The organism is Streptomyces sp. NPDC048600 (assembly GCF_055587025.1).
In genome coordinates this window covers 162,472-179,904 of record NZ_JBVJGZ010000004.1, presented here as the reverse complement: position 1 = coordinate 179,904, position 17,433 = coordinate 162,472, and the positions used below count along the sequence as shown (strand labels likewise).

Below are 17,433 nucleotides of genomic sequence, written 5' to 3'. Positions count from 1 at the left end.
CCTCCCGCCGGAGACGGGCAGGGGCCGGCTTCCCGGAGGGCGTCAGCTGTTCAGAGCCCCCTCCCCGTCGCCCTGCCGCGGCGGCCCGACCGTCGGCATCCCGAGGTCGGCACGCGCCGGGACGGTACGGCAGGCCGCCGCCCGCCGCCGTCGGCGTACGACGAGGAAGACGGCGGTGAGGACGAGGGCCGGCACGGCGAGGGCGGGCATCCACAGGGCACCGATCGCCGAGGCGGCCCCGACGCCGCCGAGCACGGCCAGGAGCGGGCCCGCGCAGCACACCGCGCAGGCGGCGAGTGCGGCCCCACCGCCGGCCAGAGCACGCCACGGCCGGGACGGCGAAGGCGAGGGCGCGGTCATACGGTCTCTCCCAGGAGGTCGGCCAGCATGTCGGCGGCGCTCTCCGGCGCCCGGACCGTCAGCTGGAGAGCGGTCGGTGTCAGCCGCAGGGTGAAGTCGAGGAAGGCGCAGCAGCCCTGTTCGGCGGCGGCCAGCCGGGCGACCGTGGCGGCCAGCTCCGCCTCCGGCGGGAAGTACAGCCGTACGCCGTCGCCGACCTCCTCGCGGCGGTCCGCCCGCGCGGCCAGCGCGCGCCACTGCCCGACGCGTTCGCCCAGCTCGGCGCCGTCCAGGGTGCAGGCCACCGGGGCCTGCCGCCACGACTCGTCCTCAGCGGGTTCCGGCGTGACGGAGGCGCGGGGCGGCGAGAGCGTCACGCGGGTCGGCGTGAGCGTGACCGGCACCGGACCGGCGGCGGCCGGACCGGTCGTGGTGCAGCCGCAGTCCGGTCCGCAGGCGCCCGCGGGCGCGGGCCCGGACAGCACGGCACGGACCCTGCCCAGCCGGGCGGAGAAGGCGCGCAGCTCGGCGATCCTGCCGTCCGTCTCGTGGAGCCGCTCCGTGATCAGCGGCAGCATCCGCGCGCGCACCGAGCCGCACACCCCCTCTCCGCGTACGTCCAGCAGCTCGCGGATCTCCTCCAGCGCCAGGCCCAGCAGCTTGGCCGAGGAGATGAACTCCAGCGTCTCCACCGCGTCGTCGTCGTACACCCGGTACCCGGACGCGGTCCGCCCGGCGGGCAGCAGCCCGGCCGTCTCGTAGAAGCGCAACGTCGTCGCCGGGACGCCGGAGCGTTCGGCCAGCTGCGAGATGCGGTAGGTGGTCATACGGCCGACGGTAGACCTTCGACCCGACTCGAAGGTCAAGCGTTCGCCCCGCCCGGCGGCCGCACTACCGCCGCCGCGTCCGCCGGATGGGCCGACCGGTCCCGGACGCACCCCGGTCGACCCATGCGGCGGCGCACGGTCCGGGGGATGCTCGAAGTGCCGAGCGGATGCGAGGAGGTGCGCGATGACCCCCACGACCAGGGTGCTGGTGGCGTACGGCACCACGAACGGATCGACCGCGCAGATCGCCGAGGCCGTCGCCGGGGTGCTGCGCGGGCGCGGACTCGCGGCGGACGTCGCCCCCGCCCGGTCCGTGGCGAGTGTGGCCCCGTACGACGCCGTCGTGCTCGGCGGCGGTCTGTACGCGGGTCGCTGGCACAAGGACGCCCGGCGGTTCGTGCGACGGCACGGCCGGGAGCTGTCCCCGCGTCCGCTCTGGCTGTTCAGCAGCGGCCCGCTGGACGCCACCGCCTCCGAGCGGGACATCCCGCCCGTGCCCGGAGTCCGGAAGGCCATGGTCCGGCTGGACGCGCGGGAGCACATCACCTTCGGCGGCCGGCTGGAGGAGGGCGCGAAAGGGATGGTCGCCCGGATGATCCTGCGCTCGGGCAAGGGCGGGGACTTCCGTGACTTCGGCGCGATCGAGGCGTGGGCCGGGCGCGTCGCGGACGAGCTGGAGGCCGCCGCGTGAACCGCCGCGCGGCCGGCCGGGGCAGGACCGCGACCGCTGCCGAGAACCTCGCCGAGAACCTCGCCGAGAACCTCGCCGAGAACCACCTCTCCGAGAACCGCGTTTCCGAGAACCTGAGGAGGACGCCATGACCGACGGCCCGCGCACCGTGAACGACGTGATGACCCACAAGGTCGTGGCCGTGCGCGGTGGCGCCGAGTTCAAGGACATCGTGCGGACGATGCGGGAATGGCACGTCAGCGCGGTGCCCGTGGTGGACGACGGGCAACGGGTCCTGGGCGTCGTGTCCGAGGCCGACCTGCTGCCCAAGGAGGAGTACCGCGACACGGAGGGCGACCCGCCGGCCCGGGGCCCGCGCTCGGACAAGGCCCGGGGAGCGACCGCGGAACAGGTGATGACGGCTCCCGCCGTCACCGTCCGCGCGGACGCCTCGCTGGCCCGCGCCGCGCGGGCGATGGCCCACGCCGGGGTGAAGCGGCTTCCGGTGGTGGACGGCGGGGGCGTGCTGCGGGGCATCGTGAGCCGGTCCGACCTGCTGAAGGTGTTCCTGCGCAGCGACGAGGACATCGAGGCCGAGGTGCGCCACGACATCGACACCCACCTGCTGGCGCTCCCCGTGCGGCCGATCGACGTACGGGTGCGCAACGGCGTCGTCACGCTCTCCGGCCATGTCCGCGACACCACTCTCGTGCCGGTCCTCACCCGCCTGGTACGGACCGTCGAGGGCGTCGTGGACGTGGAGTGCGACCTCGAGGGCCCCCTGCGCCGCCCCAACCTCGACCCCGACCTGGGCGAGGCCCCGGACACACCGGCACGCTGACTGCGGACGACGTACGAGCGCGCCGAGGCCGCGCGCCCACGGGCTCGGCGTGGACGCGCGGCGGGGTCGCGGGCGCCGCGGAGCGCCTCAGCGGCGCAGCTTCACCTTGCTGACCGCCGCCACCCCGAGCGCCGCCAGGGCGATCTGGATGAGCCACTCCACCCAGTCGACGCCCTCGGTGTCCTCGACGCCGAGGCCGGAGGCGACGCCGGTGCCGATGAGCGCGGCGACGATGCCGATGAGGATCGTCCAGAGGATGCCGATGCGCTGGCGTCCGGGTACGACGAGCCGTCCCAGGACCCCGATCACGATGCCGATGACGATCGCGCTGATGATGCCTGAAATCTCCATGGCCGGTCCGTCACTTCTCACTCGTTGGTCGCCTACGAGTGCCCGTTCGCACGCGATTCAGTCCGCGGGCCGCCCCCGGGCCGCTCCCCGCCCGGTTTCCGCCCGGCCGCCGACCCGCGAACGACCGCCGTGGGCAGCGGAGTTGAGGTTCACTGGTCGCGGGGGCGAGGGCGCCCCGGGACGGAGTACGGGGGATGACGGACGGCACCGCCGGACAGGAGACCGCGGAGGCGGGCCTCGACGCCGCTTCCGACGAGGAACTGCGTGAGTGGATCAGCGGGACCAGGGCGGAACTGGACGGCCGTGCGGACGGCGGAGGTCCCGACGCGTCGGCGGCACGCGTCGCCATGGGTCTGTGGCTCGCGGAGCTCTCCGACCGCCGGGGCGACCCCCGCGACCTCGAAGCCGCGCTGGAGGCCGTCGACCGTGCGCTCACCGACACCCCCGGCCACCCCGACGCACCGACCTGGAGCGGCATCCTCGGACAGCTGCACTGGGCCCGCTACGAGGCGGCCGTCGAAACCGGAATGCCGGCGGAGCGCATCGGCGCCCTCCTGGCCGAACCCGTCCGCCGTCTCGAAGCCGCCGCGGCCGTCCTGCCCCCCGGCGACGAGATCACCCGCCAGGTCCGCGCCCGGCTGGGCATCGCCTACGGCACCCGCTACCTCAGCACCGGCGACCCGGCCGACACCGAAGCGGCGATCACCCAGCTCGGCGAGGCGCTCGACGGACTCCCCGGGCCGATGGGCCAGCCCGCCTTCTTCCGGTTCCACTACGGACAGCAGTACGCCCGCCGCTACGACCGTACGGCCGTCGACGCCGACCTCGACCGGGCGGTGGCCGAGGTCCGGCGAGCGGTGGCCGACGGCGAGAACTCCACGGAGTGCCAGGACCGCTGGTTCCCCGTCGCCCGCGCCCAGTTCGCCCGTCTGCTGCTCCTGCGCGTCCCGCAGGCCCGGGAGGAGCGTGACCCGAAGGACATCGCGCTGGCCCTCGCGCAACTGGACGGCCTGCCGGTCGACAGCCCCCTGCTCGCGGAGTATCCGCTGTCCTTGCTGAGGATCTACGGGCGGCTGCTGCGCGAGCGGGCCATCGAGCAGACACGGTCGGCGGACGCCCGCCGGGCGCTCGCCGTGCTGGGCCGGGTGGCGGAGCGCTGGCCGCGGGACGCGCCCGACCGCTGGAGCGTGCTGATGGACCTCGCCGTCGGATGGCAGGTCGTCTCGCTCGACACCCTCGGCGCCGAGGACCTGCGCGCCACCGAGGACGCGTACACCGAGGTCCTCTCCACGACCGGCTGCCCGCCCGGTGTCCGCACCTACGTGGAAGCCACCCGCGGCTACTTGAGAGGAGTCCGGGTCCGCGCCGGACACCTGCCGGACCTGCCGGACGACCCCGTCGTGCTCGCGGGCCGGACGGCGGCCGAGGCGTTCCGGCGGTCCATGGCCGAGCCGGGCGCCGACGGCGAGGAGGGAGGTCTGCAGCAGCTGGGCCTGACGAGCTTCGGGCCCGCGGGCGAGGACATCCAGCGGGTCATCGAACGCGGCCATCGGGCCGGGGCGCCCGCCCGGCTGCGCGCCCTGGCCCTGCCGCTGGTGGCCTTCTTCTCGCCGTCCTTCGGCGAACTGGGCATCAGCCCCACCGCGGCCGAGCTGCTCGACCAGCTGGGCGCGGCCATGGCGGACGTCCCGCCGCGGGACCCCCTCCTGACGAGCCTGCACATGGCAGCCGGCCAGACCGCGCTGACCGCCGGCGGACACGCCTACGACGAGAGACAGCTCCAGGTCGCGCTGGACCACTTCGACACCGCCCTGTCCCGGCCGGACGCCGCCGCCGAGGACGAGGGGCTGCGCGGCAGCCGGGAGGCCTGCCGTATCGCCGCGGTCTCCTTCAAGGCGCAGGTCCGGGGCACGCAGGACGCCCTCGCCCGGGCCGCGGCCGAGATGGACCGGCTGCGCACCGACCCGGCGGTGACCACGTACACCCGGGTGTTCGCGGCCGTGCAGCACGCCCTGATCCGGGCCCGTCAGGCCATCGCGGTGAGCGACGTCGCGGCGCTGGCCTCGGCGGCGGCGCTGCTGCGGGACGCCCGGGACCGCCTCCCGGCGGAGGACGGCCTGCGCCCCCGAGTGGCCATGCTGCTGGACGCGTTCGCCTCCGCGCACGGGTTCCTCGACCCCCGTGCCGAACGCGGTGACGACGACATCGACCCCGCCCGGGTGCGACGGGAGGCGGCTCCGCTGGCGCCACGGGACCGGGCCGAGGCGCTGGGCCTGGCCGGTCTGGCACTCGGACTGCGGGTGATGCGCACCCCCGACGCCCGCCGGCTCGACGACGCCATCGCGCTGCTGCGGGAGGCCCTCGCGCTCGACCCCGCCTACGAGGGCGGCAACGGCGTGCGCTTCGCCCACTCCCTGGCCATGCTGCAACTGCGCAGGTACCGCGCGGACCACGACCGGAAGGACCTCGACGAGTCCCTCCACTGGTCCGAGGAGGCGGTGCGCCTCGCGGCCCATCCCGGCCACTTCGGCTGGGCGATCGCGGCGGCCCAGCTCGCCGAGGCGTATCGCGCCGGCGCCACCGCCCGGCGCGGCGGACGGCCCGAACTCCGCCCCCGCAGCCGCGAGTTCGGGCTGCGGGCGCTGCGCGGCCACGCCTGGCAGGTACTGCTCCAGTCCCGCGCGCAGCACACGGCCGAGACGCTCACCCTCTCCGCGTCGCACGCCCTGATGGTCGCCCGCTGGTGTCTTGCCGACGGCTCCCTGGACGAGGCCGTCCAGGCGCTGGACGCCGGCCGCGGGCTGGTCCTGCACGCGGCCTCGGCGGCGGGCACCGTGCCCGACCAGCTGACCCACGTGAGGCGCCCCGACCTCGCCGCCGAGTGGCGCGCCGCGGCCGCCGAGGACGGCGCCGGGCAGGGCGAGGGCATCCCCGGCGACCTCCGCTACCGCGTGCTCCAGGTCCTGGCCGGGACCGAGGACCTGATGTCCGCCGCCCCCGGAACCGGCGCCGGCCATCTGCTCACCCCGCCCCCCCTCCCTGACATCGCCGCCGCCCTGCGCCGGGCCGGGGCGGACGCCCTGGTCTACCTGGTGCCCGGCGAGGGGACCGGAACCTCCGCGCGCGGCGGCTGCGCGGTCGCCGTCCACGCCGACGGGCGCACGAGCATGGTGCACCTGTCCGGACTCACCGCGGACGCCCCCGCGCTCACCGCCCACCTCGGCGAGGGCACGCCCTCCGGCGGCAGGGTCATGGGTCCGGTCGGCGGTCCGGCGGCCCCGACTCCCGGCGCCCGCCGACGCGTCGAGCGCCACGCCCTGGAGGCCGTCTGCGACTGGGCCTCGCACGCCGTCACCGAGCCGCTGTTCGCCCATCTGCGCGCCCAGGGCGCCACCCGGCCGCCCAAGGTGGTGCTGGTCCCCATGGGCGCCCTCGCCGCCGTACCGTGGCACGCCGCCCGCACCCGCGCGCCCGGCGGTTCGTACCGGTACGCCGTCCAGGACGCCGTCCTCTCCTACGCCGCCTCGGCACGGCTGTTCTGCGAGGTCATGGGCCGCGGACCGGTTCCCCTCGACGGACCGGCACTGGTCGTCGGGAACCCGACCGGCGACCTGCCCCACGCCGGGCGGGAGGCCGCCGCCCTGCACACCGCGTTCTACCGCGCTGCCCCCTACCTCGGACGCCACACCGAAGGCCCGGCCACCGGCGGCGGTACTCCCGCCGAGCTGCTGGGCTGGCTGCGGCTGCGCTCCCTGTCCCCGGGCGGGGTGCTGCACCTCGCCTGCCACGCCGAGGTGCTCCCCGGCTCCGCCGCCCGGACCTCGCAGCTCCACCTCGCGGGCGGTACGCTCGCCGCCGAGCAGCTCACCGAACACGCCCAGCGCCGCGACCGGCCCGCCCGGCTGGGGCTGGTGTCGCTGGCGGCCTGCACCACCCATGTGTCCGGACGCGGCTACGACGAGGCGTTCTCGCTGTCGACGGCGTTCCTGGTGGACGGCGCCAGGTCGGTGCTGGGCTCGCTGTGGCCGGTGCCGGACGAGGCCACGTCGTACCTGATGTTCATGGTCCACCACTATCTCCACGCCGAGGGAGCCCGACCCGCGGCGGCGCTGCGCCTGGCCCAGCTGTGGATGCTGGACCCGGACCGGCGGGCCCCGCGGACCATGCCGCCGGAACTTGCCGCCCAGGTCCGCTCCGTGAACCCCGACGACCTGCGGGGGTGGGCGGGCTTCACCCACCTCGGTCAGTGACGGGCGCCCCGAACTCGCCCTGCCAGAGGCCGGGTTGCGCCCGGAACCCTGGGCCGTCGCCTGCGAGAATCCCGCCATGGGGACCGTGTACACACTGTTCGTGGGGATCGACGCCTATCCGCTGCCGCACCGGAGTCTGCGGGGCGCGGTCAACGACGTCGAAGCGGCAGCGGGTCTGCTCGGCACGCTGGGCGAGGGCACCTTCGAGCCCCGCTTCCTGCGGGACGAGGAGGCGAACACCGACGCCGTCGTGGACGCCGTCCGTGACCACCTCGGCGCCGCCGGGCCGGGTGACACGGCGCTGTTCTGGTTCTCCGGACACGGCACCGACTACGCGGCCGCGCTGCCCGCGCACCACCGCGTCGAGGCGACCGGCCGCTACCAGGCCCTGGTCTGCGCGGACAGCCCTCTGCAGGGCGGCCGCCCGCTGACCGACAAGGAGTTGGGCGCGCTGCTGGACGCGGTCGCCGCGCGGGGCGCGCATGTCGTCGCCGTCCTCGACTGCTGCTTCTCCGGCGGCGGCACCCGTCTGCCCGCCGGCCTCACCGCCCGCTACGAACCGCCCGCCGCCTGGTGGGGCGCGCCGCCCGACGGACGCGGGCTCGCCGTGACGTCCGGAGCACCAGCCGCCGGTCATGTGCTGCTCGCCGCCGGCCGTCTCGACGAACTCTCCTACGAGCGGGACTTCGACGGCGTCCCGCACGGCGTGTTCACCCACGCCCTGCTGACGGCCCTGCGCGCGGCGGGGCCGGACGCGACCTACCGCGAGCTGCTGGCGGCCGCCCACTGCCTGGTCCAGACCGAGCGCGCCGACCAGCACCCGGTCCTGTTCCCGCCGCAGCCCGGAGGCATCGCCGACCAGCCCTTCCTCGGCGGCGCGGTCACCCGGTCCCGCGGCCCGCACCTGCTGCGCAACGGCCCGCGCGGCTGGGAGGTCGACTGCGGCCGTGTCCACGGGCTGCGCGGGGACGGGCCGGACGGCGCGGAGTTCACGGTCACCCCGACCGCTGCCGAGTCCGCCACGGCACCCGTCACCGCGCCCGGCGCCGCACCCTCCACGGCATCTGTCATCCCGCCCGGCGCCGCACCCCGGATCCTCCGTGCCCGGTCCGTTCTCTCCGACCGGACCGAAGTCGCCCCCGTGGGCTGGGAGCCGGACCGCCGCCGGGTCTACCCGGTGGCCTTGTCGGCGCTCGCGCTGCCGCCCACCCATGTCCGTGTCGAGACGCCCGACGGCTCCGAAGCCGCGCGTCGCGCCGCCGGGTCGGTCCGTGAGGCCATCGCGTCGGCGGGCCCCGACGGCAGGCCGTCGCCCCTGCTGCGGCTGGTGGACGAGGCGGGCTCCGGCGCCGGGCTGCTGCTGCGGGTCGTCGTGTCCGCGGAACCTGGGCCGGAGCCGGGATCCGGCCTCGCCGCTCGGCTCCTGCGGCGGGACGGTTCGGCCGCCGTGGCGCCGCTGCCGCTCGGCGGGCTGCGGGACGCCCGACGGGTCGTCGCCTGCCTGCACCACCTCACCCGCTGGCACCAGCTGCTCACCCTGGACAACCCGGTCTCACCCCTCGCCGACCTGGTCCGTGTCGAGATCCGCCCCTGGACCTACGACGGACCCTGGAGCTCCGACGGCCCCAGCCCGCTCCTGCCCGACGGCGGGGGCGAGATCGTCTGCGGCTACGGCCGCACACCGTCCGGTCTGCCTCAGGAGCCCTGGCTGTCCGTCCGCCTCCACAACCGCTCCGCCACGCGGAAGCTGTGGTGCGTACTGCTGAACCTCACCGACGACTACGCCGGTCACACCGACCTGTATCCGGGGCACTTCGTCGGACCCGGCCGGACGGGGTTCGCGCTCGACGACCGGCCGGTGGCGCTGACCGTCCCCGCGCACCGGGCCCACCCCGGGGCGCAGGTCCGGGACTGGCTCAAACTCGTGGTGGCCGAGGGCGAGTTGAACACCGGGCCGTTCCATCTGCCGCCCTGGGACCCCGAGAACGACGACGACCGCCTCTCCCCGCCGGCAGATGACGACGGCATGCTGCGTCTCACCCCGCCCGGCCAGGGTGACCGGCACATGGGGGAGGCGTCCGCGTCGGGGCCGGGCCAGTGGGCGACCCGGACCATCCCGCTGCGCACGGTCATCCCGCCCGCCGGCTGACCGCGCGTCGCGCGCGGACCGGACCGCGACCCGGCCTGACGGACCGGCCGGCCTGACGGACCAGCCGGCCTCACGACCCGGCCGGCCGCGCGGGCCGCTCAGGGCGCGACGCGGGCGTGGTACGGCGCGAGCAGCGAGTTCAGCCAGTCCTCGCCGTCCGGGGTGGCGAAGTCGACCGCGGGCGCATCGGACCCGGCCACCGCGTCCGTCGTGCAGCGGTCGCCGAACAGGATCACCGCCCGGTCGGCGGGCTCCCGCTTGGACGGCCACACGAAGCCCTGCGCCCACGGCTCGGTCCGGTCGCGGATCCAGTGCCCCCAGCTCCGCGTCCACGGATACTCGGGGGCCTCGGCCTGCACCAGCCAGGCGTCCTGCCCCACCGAGGCGAGGTCCGCGCCCGACATCAGCGACACCACCGTGACATCGGTCGCCAGCCTCAGGAGCGAGAAGCTCTTGCGTACGACTCCCGCGCGCGGCAGCAGCCGGGGACCGCCGTCCGAGGCGAACGGCACCGACCGCAGCAGCACCTCGCACACCGCCGCCGCGGGTTCGAGCCCCGCGTACAGATAGGTGTAGGGCCGGTTCTCCGTCCCGTCGAAGCGTCCGCCGCCGTAGAGCCGGTCGGCGGGCAGCGGGTTGAACGCGGTCGCGGCCCGGGCGGAACCGTGCACCCGGAACAGGGGAGTGCCCTCGGGCAGCGTGACCTTCGTGGGGGTGCCGGGCAGGGCGGCCGGCGGAGGGACGTTGGGCACCTCAGTCCTCCTCCAGCAGCGAGCGTGCGGCGCCGACCAGTTCCCCGTCCCGCGCCGCGCCCAGCAGTGCCGCGGGCGCGGAGCGCAGCCAGGTGTTGTCCGACAGCCACCAGTCGGCCGCGCCCCACGGGTCCCGGTCCGCGTCGAGGAGCGCGTTCACCTCCAGTACGACCTGCCACGGCAGCGCGTCCGCGCGGAACTGGAAGCTCGGCAGCAGCGCGCGTCCCCCGGGCCCGGCCAGCCGGATCAGGCCGCCGGCCGCCGGATCGCCGCCCCGGACGCGCAGTTCCGCGTCCTCCAGCGCCGGTTGCGCGAGGAGGCGGGCCCGCACGGGGCCGAGCACGGGGCCGACCATGCGGCTGCCGTCGATCAGCAGCACGGCCAGGTCGGCCGCGGTGAAGCCGTGGACGGTGAGGTGCCCGGTGCCGTCGGAGTACCGGCCGTCCACCCCGGTGTCGCCCCCGGCGTCCAGCCCGCGGCTCTCCTGCGGCGGCAGAGCTCCGAGGACCAGCCGTGCCGCGGTGTCGGCGGCGTCGCGCAGTTCGTCCGGACGGCCCTGTGCCGCGCGCAACTCCTCCAGGGCATGCGCCAACCGTGCCCCGGCCTCTGCCGGCAGGTCCGTCAGATACGGTCCCAGCCGTTCCCAGGAGGCCGCCACCGCGGCCAGTACCCGTAACGGATCCACCTGCTGCCCCTCCCCGGTTCCCTCCGGACCGCGGCGGACCCGGCGTCCGCCGTCCCGCCCTCGTCCCATTCAACACCCCGTAGACGCAGGGGTGTTGATGAAGCAGGATCAGTCGACGGGCCAGGTGTGGACGGGCGCGTTGAGATGCATGTAGTCGATGTACTGCCCGGTCATGCGGCGCAGGGCCTCGTGGCGGCTGACGTGGTCGTGGTCCTCGATGCGGTGGACCATCTCCTTCTGCCAGGTGGCGCCGTTGCGCCCGGCCACGCACCGCTGCTCGATGATGCCGAGCAGCGGCTCCCGCCAGGACGCGTCCATGCCGGAGTGCTCCAGGCCCCGGTGCGCGAGGGGCAGCAGGCGTCGCAGGACGAGTTCGGGCACGGGCACCATGCCCGCCCCGGGCCAGTACACGCTGGACTCCATGCCGTCACGCGCCGCCGCGTGCAGATTGTCCTCGGCGGCGGCGAAGGACATGCGGGACCACACCGGCCGGTCCTCCTCCACGAGCGCCCGCGTGAGGCCGTAGTAGAACGCCCCGTTGGCGAGCGTGTCGGCCACCGTGGGGCCGGCGGGCAGCACCCGGTTCTCCACGCGCACATGCGGCCGGTCCTGGGCGACGGCGTACACGGGCCGGTTCCACCGGTAGATCGTGCCGTTGTGGAGGGTGAGTTCGGACAGTTCCGGGATGTCACCGCGGTTCAGGGTCTCCTGGGGGTCCTCCTCGTCGCTCAGCGGCAGCAGCGCCGGGAAGTAGCGCACGTTCTCCTCGAACAGGTCGAAGACGCTGTTGATCCACCGCTCGCCGAACCACACCCGGGGCCTTACGCCCTGCTCCTTGATCTCCTGCGGGCGGGTGTCGGTGGCCTGCTCGAACAGCGGGATTCGGGTCTCGTGCCACAGCTCCCGGCCGAAGAGGAACGGACCGTTCGCCGCCAGCGCGATCTGCACCCCCGCGATGGCCTGCGCCGCGTTCCAGTAGGCCGGGAACTGGCTCGGGGCGACCTGGAGATGGAATTGCGTGCTGGTGCACGCCGCCTCCGGGGTGATCGTGTCCGCGTACGTCCGCAGCCGGTCGACGCCGCTCACCTCGATCAGCAGATCCTCGCCCCGGGCCGCGAAGATCTGGTCGTTGAGCAGGCGGTAGCGCGCGTTGTCCGACAGCGCGCCCTCGCCCACGTCCTCCTGGCGCAGCGTGGGCAGGAGGCCGATCATGACCAGTTGGACGCCGACCTCCCGGGCCCGCTCGTCCGCGTGGTTCAGCGCGTCGCGGATCTCCGACTCCCAGGCGTCGGGGCCGCCCGCGGTCAGACCCCTGGGCGGGATGTTGATCTCCAGATTGAACCGGCCCAGCTCGGTGGCCCAGGCGGGATCGGCGATGGACTCCAGGACGTCGGTGTTGCGCATGGCCGGCTCGGCCGCGTCGTCGACGAGGTTCAGCTCGATCTCCAGCCCCACCTGGGGCCGCTCGGTCTCGAACCGTTCCTCGCGCAGCATCTGCGCGAACGCGTCCAGGCACGCCTGCATCTTGATCCGGTACCGGCGGCGGTCCTCACGCGTGAAGACCATCGCCGGGACGTCTCGGCCCATCGGTCCTCCAGGGTCGTCCTGCCTCGGGACCCCCTCACCTCTTAGAGTCGCACCACCGCGTGCCTCCGACCAGACAGCGGGCTCACGCTCCCCGGTGGGCACGGCCGTGCCCGGGTGCGGGCCGGGCCGTGCGGAGTGTCGAACCGGCCCGATCCGCGGGAGAGTTCGGGCTTCCGGTCGCCCTGGTGGAGGCGACTCGGGGAGCGCTCGCCCGGCGGCTTGCTCGCGCTCAGTGCGCGTCCGGGACGCACTGTGCATGCCTGCCGGAGGCGGGGACGGGCCGCTGCTCCGAGGGTGAGGTGGAGCCAGGTGCGCCAGAATCGAAGCGGAGGCCCCTCCGCCAAGCCTTCATCGACGTAACGGAGGCCCCTCCGCCAAGCCCTCGGCGACGTAACGGAGGCCCCTCCGCTCAGCAGGCCCGCCCGACCGGAGGACCCATTCCGTGAGCTCGTCGCCGCCCGCGAAGCCCGTCCGCCGGGACGCCCAGGAGAACCGGCGGCGCATCCTGGCCGTCGCCAGGGAGAGCTTCGCCGGGTCGGGCTCCGCCTCGCTGACGGAGATCGCCCGGGAGGCGGGCGTGGGGATCGGCACGCTCTACCGCCACTTCCCGACCAGGGAAGCCCTGGTCATGGAGCTGTACCGGAACGACATCCAGCGCCTGACCGACCGTGTGCCGGCCCTTCTCGGCGAGCACCCTCCGCTCGGGGCCCTGCGCAGATGGTTCGACGAGGTCGCGTACTACGGCCGGCTCAAGACCGGCGTATCCGAGGTGATCCTCGCGGCGACGAACGGCGGCCGGGACGACCAGCACCACGAGCCGTTCCTCCGGGCACTCTCGCTCCTGCTCGACGCCGGTGCCGCGGACGGCACCCTCAAGCCCGGCCTCGACCCCGAGGACGTCCTGCTCCAGCTCGGCGTCCTGTGGCGGATCGCCCCGTCGGGGGACGGGGAACAGCGGGCGGCCCGGATCCTCACCCTGATCGTGGACGGACTGCGGGCGCGGTCGGCGTAGGGACCGGACGGCGGGACGTGGCCGGTGGCCGACGCCGGATCGGGGGCACTCACCCCGCCGGATCTGCTCTCCGGGGATTCCCGGAAAAATCTTGATGGGTCATGTCGAGAACCCGTGACCGGCTCCGTCCCAGGGGTGAGCGCGACCAGAATGGGTCGCAGAGCACCGAGGAGAGACATCATGGCGAAGTACCTGCTGCTGAAGCACTACCGGGGCGCCCCGGCCGCGGTCAACGACGTGCCGATGGACCAGTGGACGCCGGAGGAGATCTCGGCGCACATGCAGTACATGCACGACTTCGCGGCCCGGCTGGAGAAGACCGGCGAGTTCGTCGACGGCCAGGCGCTCGCCCCCGAGGGCGCGTGGGTCCGCTACGACGGCGAGGGGCGCCCGCCGGTCACCGACGGCCCGTTCGCCGAGACCAAGGACCTCATCGCCGGATGGATGGTGATCGACGTCGACAGCCATGAGCGCGCCGTCGAACTGGCCGGCGAACTGTCGGCCGCCCCCGGAGCGGGCGGCAGGCCGATCCACGAGTGGCTGGAGGTCCGCCCGTTCCTGACCGCGCATCCCACCGTCACGGAGTGATCCGGCCCATGGACGAGGCACTGCTGCGCGGTCTCACGCCGGGCGTCCTCGCCGTCCTCGTCCGCCGCGGAGCCGACTTCGCGGCGGCCGAGGACGCCGTGCAGGACGCGCTGACCGAGGCGGTCCGCGTCTGGCCGGCCGAACCGCCGCGCGATCCGAAGGGCTGGCTGATCACCGTCGCCTGGCGCAAGTTCCTCGACGCGCGGCGGGCGGACACCGCCCGCCGCCGGCGTGAGGACCTGGTCGACGAGGAGCCGGAGTCCGGCCCCGTGCCCGGGGTCGACGACACGCTCCAGCTCTACTTCCTGTGCGCCCACCCGTCGTTGACACCGTCCTCGGCGGTCGCCCTCACATTGCGCGCCGTCGGCGGACTGACCACCCGCCAGATCGCGCAGGCCTACCTGGTGCCCGAGGCGACCATGGCGCAACGCATCAGCAGGGCCAAACGCACCGTCTCCGGCATACGGTTCGACCGGCCCGGCGATGTCGCCACCGTGCTGCGCGTCCTCTATCTGGTCTTCAACGAGGGCTACTCCGGCGACATCGACCTCGCCGCCGAGGCCATCCGGCTCACCCGGCAGCTCGCGGCCCATGTCGACCATTCCGAGGTGTCGGGGCTGCTCGCCCTGATGCTGCTGCACCACGCCCGGCGCGCCGCCCGGACCGCGCCCGACGGAAGTCTGGTGCCGCTCGCCGAACAGGACCGGACCCGCTGGGACACCAGGTCGATCGCCGAGGGCGTGCGCATCCTCCAGGCGGCTCTCGCCCGCGACCGGCTCGGCGAGTTCCAGGCCCAGGCGGCCGTCGCCGCCCTGCACGCCGACGCGCAGACCGCCGAGGAGACCGACTGGGTGCAGATCGTCGAGTGGTACGACGAACTCGTACGTCTCACCGACAGCCCGGTCGTCCGGCTCAACCGCGCGGTCGCCGTCGGCGAGGCCGACGGACCACGGGCCGGCCTGGCGGCGCTCGCCGAACTGGACGACACCCTGCCCCGGCACACGGCGGTGGCGGCCCACCTCCATGAACGCGACGGCGACCTGGCGACGGCGGCACGGCTCTACGCCGAGGCGGCCCGCCAGGCCTCCAACCTCGCCGAACGCGACCATCTGACCCGCCAGGCGGCACGGCTCAACGTCCTCCTCCGGGGCTGACGACGGCCGCGCCCGGAGACCGCCGCGTCCCTCTCCCTGACCGACGTCATCGTCCCCGGCGTCGACCGGCCGCGCTCGTACGCGAAGATCACGATCTGGATCCGGTCCCGCAGTCCGAGCTTGGCGAGGCTGCCCGACACATGGGACTTCACGGTCGCCGTGCCGATGAAGAGCCGCTCGGCGAACCGGTCGACGAGCCGCCGGGTGATCGACGGCGCCGGCAGGGCCCCGGCCGGTGCTCGCCACCGCCTCCCGGAGCGGCTGACGCCGCGCACGCGTCGCCTGGTGACCCGCCCTCAGGGAACGGCGGCTCGTCCCGCAGCACGCCTCGCCTCCTCGGTCCGGACCGAGATGGCTGATAAAAGGGGCGATGTACCGCTCAATAGGATCAAACGGACTGCCCGCTCCGACGAGCTGTTCTTCGACGATGTCCCGTGGGTGGAGAACGCGCCGTCGACTCCTGACGTCCACGCGGCCGACCACGACCTGATCCGGTGTCACCAGCACTCCGACCCGTCCCGGCCTGGGAGCAGCCCCACATGCACACAGACCCCACCGACTCCGCGCCGTCGCCCAAGCCGCTTCTGACGGCCACCGACCCCGTGTCCGACCCACGGCGGTGGTGGATCCTCGCCACCATCGGCGTGGCCCAGCTGATGGTGGTGCTGGACGCCACCATCGTGAACATCGCGCTGCCCTCGGCGCAGACGGACCTCGGGTTCTCCGACAGCGGGCGGCAATGGGTGGTGACCGCCTATGCGATGGCGTTCGGCAGCCTGTTGCTGCTCGGCGGCCGCCTCGGGGACATGTTCGGGCGCCGCCGCACGTTCCTCGTCGGGCTCACCGGCTTCGCCCTCTCCTCCGCACTCGGCGGTGCCGCGACGACCTTCGGTGTGCTGGTCACCGGCCGGGTGCTCCAGGGCCTGTTCGCCGCGCTGCTGGCGCCCGCCGCGCTGGCCCTGCTCAGCACGACGTTCACCGACCCGGCCGAGCGGGGCAAGGCGTTCGGCGTCTTCGGCGCCATCGCCGGCTCGGGCGGGGGAGTGGGCCTGCTCCTGGGCGGTGTCCTGACGGACGGGCTGAACTGGCGCTGGACGATGTACGTCAACCTCGTCTTCGCCGCGATCGCGGGGCTGGGCGCCCTCGTGCTGATCAAGCCGCGTCCCACCGGCCGCCGACCCGAGCTGGACCTGCCGGGCGCAGTCCTGGCCTCGTCGGGCCTGTTCTGCTTCGTCTACGGCTTGTCCGGCGCGGGTTCCGCCAGCTGGAGCTCCCCACGCACCTGGGGCTTCCTCGCCGCCGGGGCCGCACTCGTCGTGGCGTTCGTCTGGTGGCAGACCCGGACACCGCACCCGCTGCTGCCGCTGCGCATCGTCCTCGACCGGGTCCGCGGCACCGCGTTCCTCGCCCTGCTCATCGGGGGCGCGGGCATCTTCGGCGTCCTGCTGTTCCTCACGTACTACTTCCAGCACACCATGGGCTATCGCCCCGTCATGACCGGACTGGCCTTCCTGCCGATGGCCCTCTCCATCACCACCACCTCGATGGTCAGCAACATCGTCCTGCTGCCGAAGGCGGGCTTCCGGGTCCTGGTGTCCACCGGCATGGTGCTGGCCGCCTGCGGCATGGCCGGACTGACCCGGCTGTCCGAGACCAGCTCCTACGCCACCTACGTGCTGCCCGCGCTCATCGTCTTCGGCATCGGGATGGGGCTCATCATGTCCCCGTCCATCAACCTGGGGACGGCCGGGATCGATCCGGCCGACATCGGCGTCGGCTCGTCGCTGATCAAGACGATGCAGCAGGTCGGCGGCTCCCTGGGCACGGCCCTCCTCAGCACGATCGCCGCCGGCACGGTCGCGGACCAGCTCGCGGGGAGGACACCCACGCCGCAGCTCATGGCCGAGGCCACGCTGAAGAGTTACCACGCGGCCTTCGCCACCTCGGCGGGCATCTACGCCCTCGGTGCGGTGGTGACCCTGACCATGCTGCCCCGGAAGCTGCCGGTGCCCGTCGCGCGGGGCGCGGCGCCCACCGGCCGCCGCTGACGGACCGTCGCACAACGACACCGGGCGTTGCTGACCATCCGTCGCGCTACGACACCGGGCGTTGCTGACGAACCGTCGCGCCACGGGTAGGGCGTGCTGACGAACCGTCGCACTGACGAGCCGAGCCCTGCTGACGAACTGTCGCCCCTCGGCATCGACCGTTGCTGACACCCCGTCGCC

Annotated in this window: 15 protein-coding genes; 9 read left to right on the top strand and 6 right to left on the bottom strand. The window is 74.3% G+C overall.

Going from position 1 to position 17,433, the window contains the following annotated elements:
- Positions 1-42 precede the first annotated feature (42 nt).
- Complete coding sequence (locus ACZ6SQ_RS07025) at positions 43-360, bottom strand: hypothetical protein (protein ID WP_469557490.1); 318 nt, start codon at positions 358-360, stop codon at positions 43-45.
- Positions 357-1,166 (bottom strand): MerR family transcriptional regulator, encoded by an 810-nt coding sequence (locus tag ACZ6SQ_RS07020; RefSeq protein ID WP_469557489.1) that lies wholly within the window; start codon positions 1,164-1,166, stop codon positions 357-359. Before ACZ6SQ_RS07020 ends, ACZ6SQ_RS07025 begins: the two co-directional genes overlap by 4 nt.
- A 184-nt stretch (positions 1,167-1,350) precedes the next feature.
- Here ACZ6SQ_RS07020 and ACZ6SQ_RS07015 point away from each other — a divergent pair, with 184 nt between their 5' ends.
- The 3 genes from ACZ6SQ_RS07015 to ACZ6SQ_RS07005 are packed head-to-tail and all read left to right on the top strand — an operon-like array spanning position 1,351 to position 2,677.
- On the top strand, positions 1,351-1,857 hold the full coding sequence (locus ACZ6SQ_RS07015) for a flavodoxin domain-containing protein (protein WP_469557487.1): 507 nt from the start codon (positions 1,351-1,353) through the stop codon (positions 1,855-1,857).
- On the top strand, positions 1,854-1,988 hold the full coding sequence (locus ACZ6SQ_RS07010; RefSeq protein WP_469557485.1) for a hypothetical protein: 135 nt from the start codon (positions 1,854-1,856) through the stop codon (positions 1,986-1,988). Before ACZ6SQ_RS07015 ends, ACZ6SQ_RS07010 begins: the two co-directional genes overlap by 4 nt.
- The gene (locus tag ACZ6SQ_RS07005; protein WP_469557483.1) at positions 1,985-2,677 is read left to right on the top strand and encodes a CBS domain-containing protein; all 693 of its coding nucleotides are present in this window, start codon (positions 1,985-1,987) and stop codon (positions 2,675-2,677) included. The genes ACZ6SQ_RS07010 and ACZ6SQ_RS07005 overlap by 4 nt, the downstream gene beginning before the upstream one ends.
- Before the next feature lie 87 nt (positions 2,678-2,764).
- Here ACZ6SQ_RS07005 and ACZ6SQ_RS07000 read toward each other — a convergent pair whose 3' ends face one another.
- Positions 2,765-3,028 carry a GlsB/YeaQ/YmgE family stress response membrane protein gene (locus ACZ6SQ_RS07000; protein ID WP_469557481.1) on the bottom strand — a complete coding sequence of 88 codons (264 nt, stop codon included), beginning with the start codon at positions 3,026-3,028 and terminating at the stop codon, positions 2,765-2,767.
- 194 nt (positions 3,029-3,222) lie between these two features.
- On the opposite strand from ACZ6SQ_RS07000, the gene ACZ6SQ_RS06995 reads away from it, so the two are divergent.
- Both ACZ6SQ_RS06995 and ACZ6SQ_RS06990 read left to right on the top strand, forming a co-directional pair.
- Positions 3,223-7,278: a CHAT domain-containing protein gene (locus ACZ6SQ_RS06995; protein ID WP_469557479.1), complete on the top strand. Its 4,056-nt coding sequence runs from the start codon at positions 3,223-3,225 to the stop codon at positions 7,276-7,278.
- Between the two features lie 76 nt (positions 7,279-7,354).
- Positions 7,355-9,427 (top strand): caspase family protein, encoded by a 2,073-nt coding sequence (locus ACZ6SQ_RS06990; protein WP_469557477.1) that lies wholly within the window; start codon positions 7,355-7,357, stop codon positions 9,425-9,427.
- Between the two features lie 98 nt (positions 9,428-9,525).
- Here the strand turns inward: ACZ6SQ_RS06990 and ACZ6SQ_RS06985 are convergent, their stop codons facing one another.
- The 3 genes from ACZ6SQ_RS06985 to ACZ6SQ_RS06975 all read right to left on the bottom strand — a co-directional run bounded on the left by ACZ6SQ_RS06985 (position 9,526) and on the right by ACZ6SQ_RS06975 (position 12,451).
- A complete protein-coding gene (locus tag ACZ6SQ_RS06985; protein WP_469557476.1) occupies positions 9,526-10,179 on the bottom strand; it encodes an RES family NAD+ phosphorylase in 654 nt (217 codons plus the stop codon).
- Position 10,180: 1 nt separating this feature from the next.
- Positions 10,181-10,864 (bottom strand): hypothetical protein, encoded by a 684-nt coding sequence (locus ACZ6SQ_RS06980; RefSeq protein WP_469557474.1) that lies wholly within the window; start codon positions 10,862-10,864, stop codon positions 10,181-10,183.
- A gap of 108 nt (positions 10,865-10,972) precedes the next feature.
- Positions 10,973-12,451, bottom strand: a complete 1,479-nt coding sequence (locus ACZ6SQ_RS06975; protein ID WP_469557471.1) for a glutamate-cysteine ligase family protein — start codon at positions 12,449-12,451, stop codon at positions 10,973-10,975.
- Positions 12,452-12,893: 442 nt separating this feature from the next.
- On the opposite strand from ACZ6SQ_RS06975, the gene ACZ6SQ_RS06970 reads away from it, so the two are divergent.
- From ACZ6SQ_RS06970 to ACZ6SQ_RS06955, 4 genes are all read left to right on the top strand, one after another.
- The gene (locus tag ACZ6SQ_RS06970) at positions 12,894-13,463 is read left to right on the top strand and encodes a TetR/AcrR family transcriptional regulator (RefSeq protein WP_469557469.1); all 570 of its coding nucleotides are present in this window, start codon (positions 12,894-12,896) and stop codon (positions 13,461-13,463) included.
- A 180-nt stretch (positions 13,464-13,643) separates the two neighbouring features.
- Entirely contained in the window at positions 13,644-14,051 is a 408-nt protein-coding gene (locus ACZ6SQ_RS06965; protein WP_469557468.1) for a YciI family protein, read from the top strand.
- 8 nt (positions 14,052-14,059) lie between these two features.
- Positions 14,060-15,205 (top strand): RNA polymerase sigma factor, encoded by a 1,146-nt coding sequence (locus ACZ6SQ_RS06960; RefSeq protein ID WP_469557466.1) that lies wholly within the window; start codon positions 14,060-14,062, stop codon positions 15,203-15,205.
- A gap of 539 nt (positions 15,206-15,744) precedes the next feature.
- The gene (locus ACZ6SQ_RS06955; protein ID WP_469557464.1) at positions 15,745-17,253 is read left to right on the top strand and encodes an MFS transporter; all 1,509 of its coding nucleotides are present in this window, start codon (positions 15,745-15,747) and stop codon (positions 17,251-17,253) included.
- The last annotated feature ends 180 nt before the right edge of the window (positions 17,254-17,433 follow it).

Excerpts from the sequence above, each read along its gene's own strand:
- ACZ6SQ_RS06995 (WP_469557479.1), top strand. The coding sequence starts at position 3,223 with ATGACGGACGGCACCGCCGGACAGGAGACCGCGGAGGCGGGCCTCGAC.
- ACZ6SQ_RS07005 (WP_469557483.1), top strand. The coding sequence starts at position 1,985 with ATGACCGACGGCCCGCGCACCGTGAACGACGTGATGACCCACAAGGTC.
- ACZ6SQ_RS07000 (WP_469557481.1), bottom strand. The coding sequence starts at position 3,028 with ATGGAGATTTCAGGCATCATCAGCGCGATCGTCATCGGCATCGTGATC.
- ACZ6SQ_RS06975 (WP_469557471.1), bottom strand. The coding sequence starts at position 12,451 with ATGGGCCGAGACGTCCCGGCGATGGTCTTCACGCGTGAGGACCGCCGC.
- ACZ6SQ_RS06955 (WP_469557464.1), top strand. The coding sequence starts at position 15,745 with ATGCACACAGACCCCACCGACTCCGCGCCGTCGCCCAAGCCGCTTCTG.
- ACZ6SQ_RS07015 (WP_469557487.1), top strand. The coding sequence starts at position 1,351 with ATGACCCCCACGACCAGGGTGCTGGTGGCGTACGGCACCACGAACGGA.
- ACZ6SQ_RS06960 (WP_469557466.1), top strand. The coding sequence starts at position 14,060 with ATGGACGAGGCACTGCTGCGCGGTCTCACGCCGGGCGTCCTCGCCGTC.
- ACZ6SQ_RS07025 (WP_469557490.1), bottom strand. The coding sequence starts at position 360 with ATGACCGCGCCCTCGCCTTCGCCGTCCCGGCCGTGGCGTGCTCTGGCC.
- ACZ6SQ_RS07020 (WP_469557489.1), bottom strand. The coding sequence starts at position 1,166 with ATGACCACCTACCGCATCTCGCAGCTGGCCGAACGCTCCGGCGTCCCG.
- ACZ6SQ_RS06965 (WP_469557468.1), top strand. The coding sequence starts at position 13,644 with ATGGCGAAGTACCTGCTGCTGAAGCACTACCGGGGCGCCCCGGCCGCG.
- ACZ6SQ_RS06990 (WP_469557477.1), top strand. The coding sequence starts at position 7,355 with ATGGGGACCGTGTACACACTGTTCGTGGGGATCGACGCCTATCCGCTG.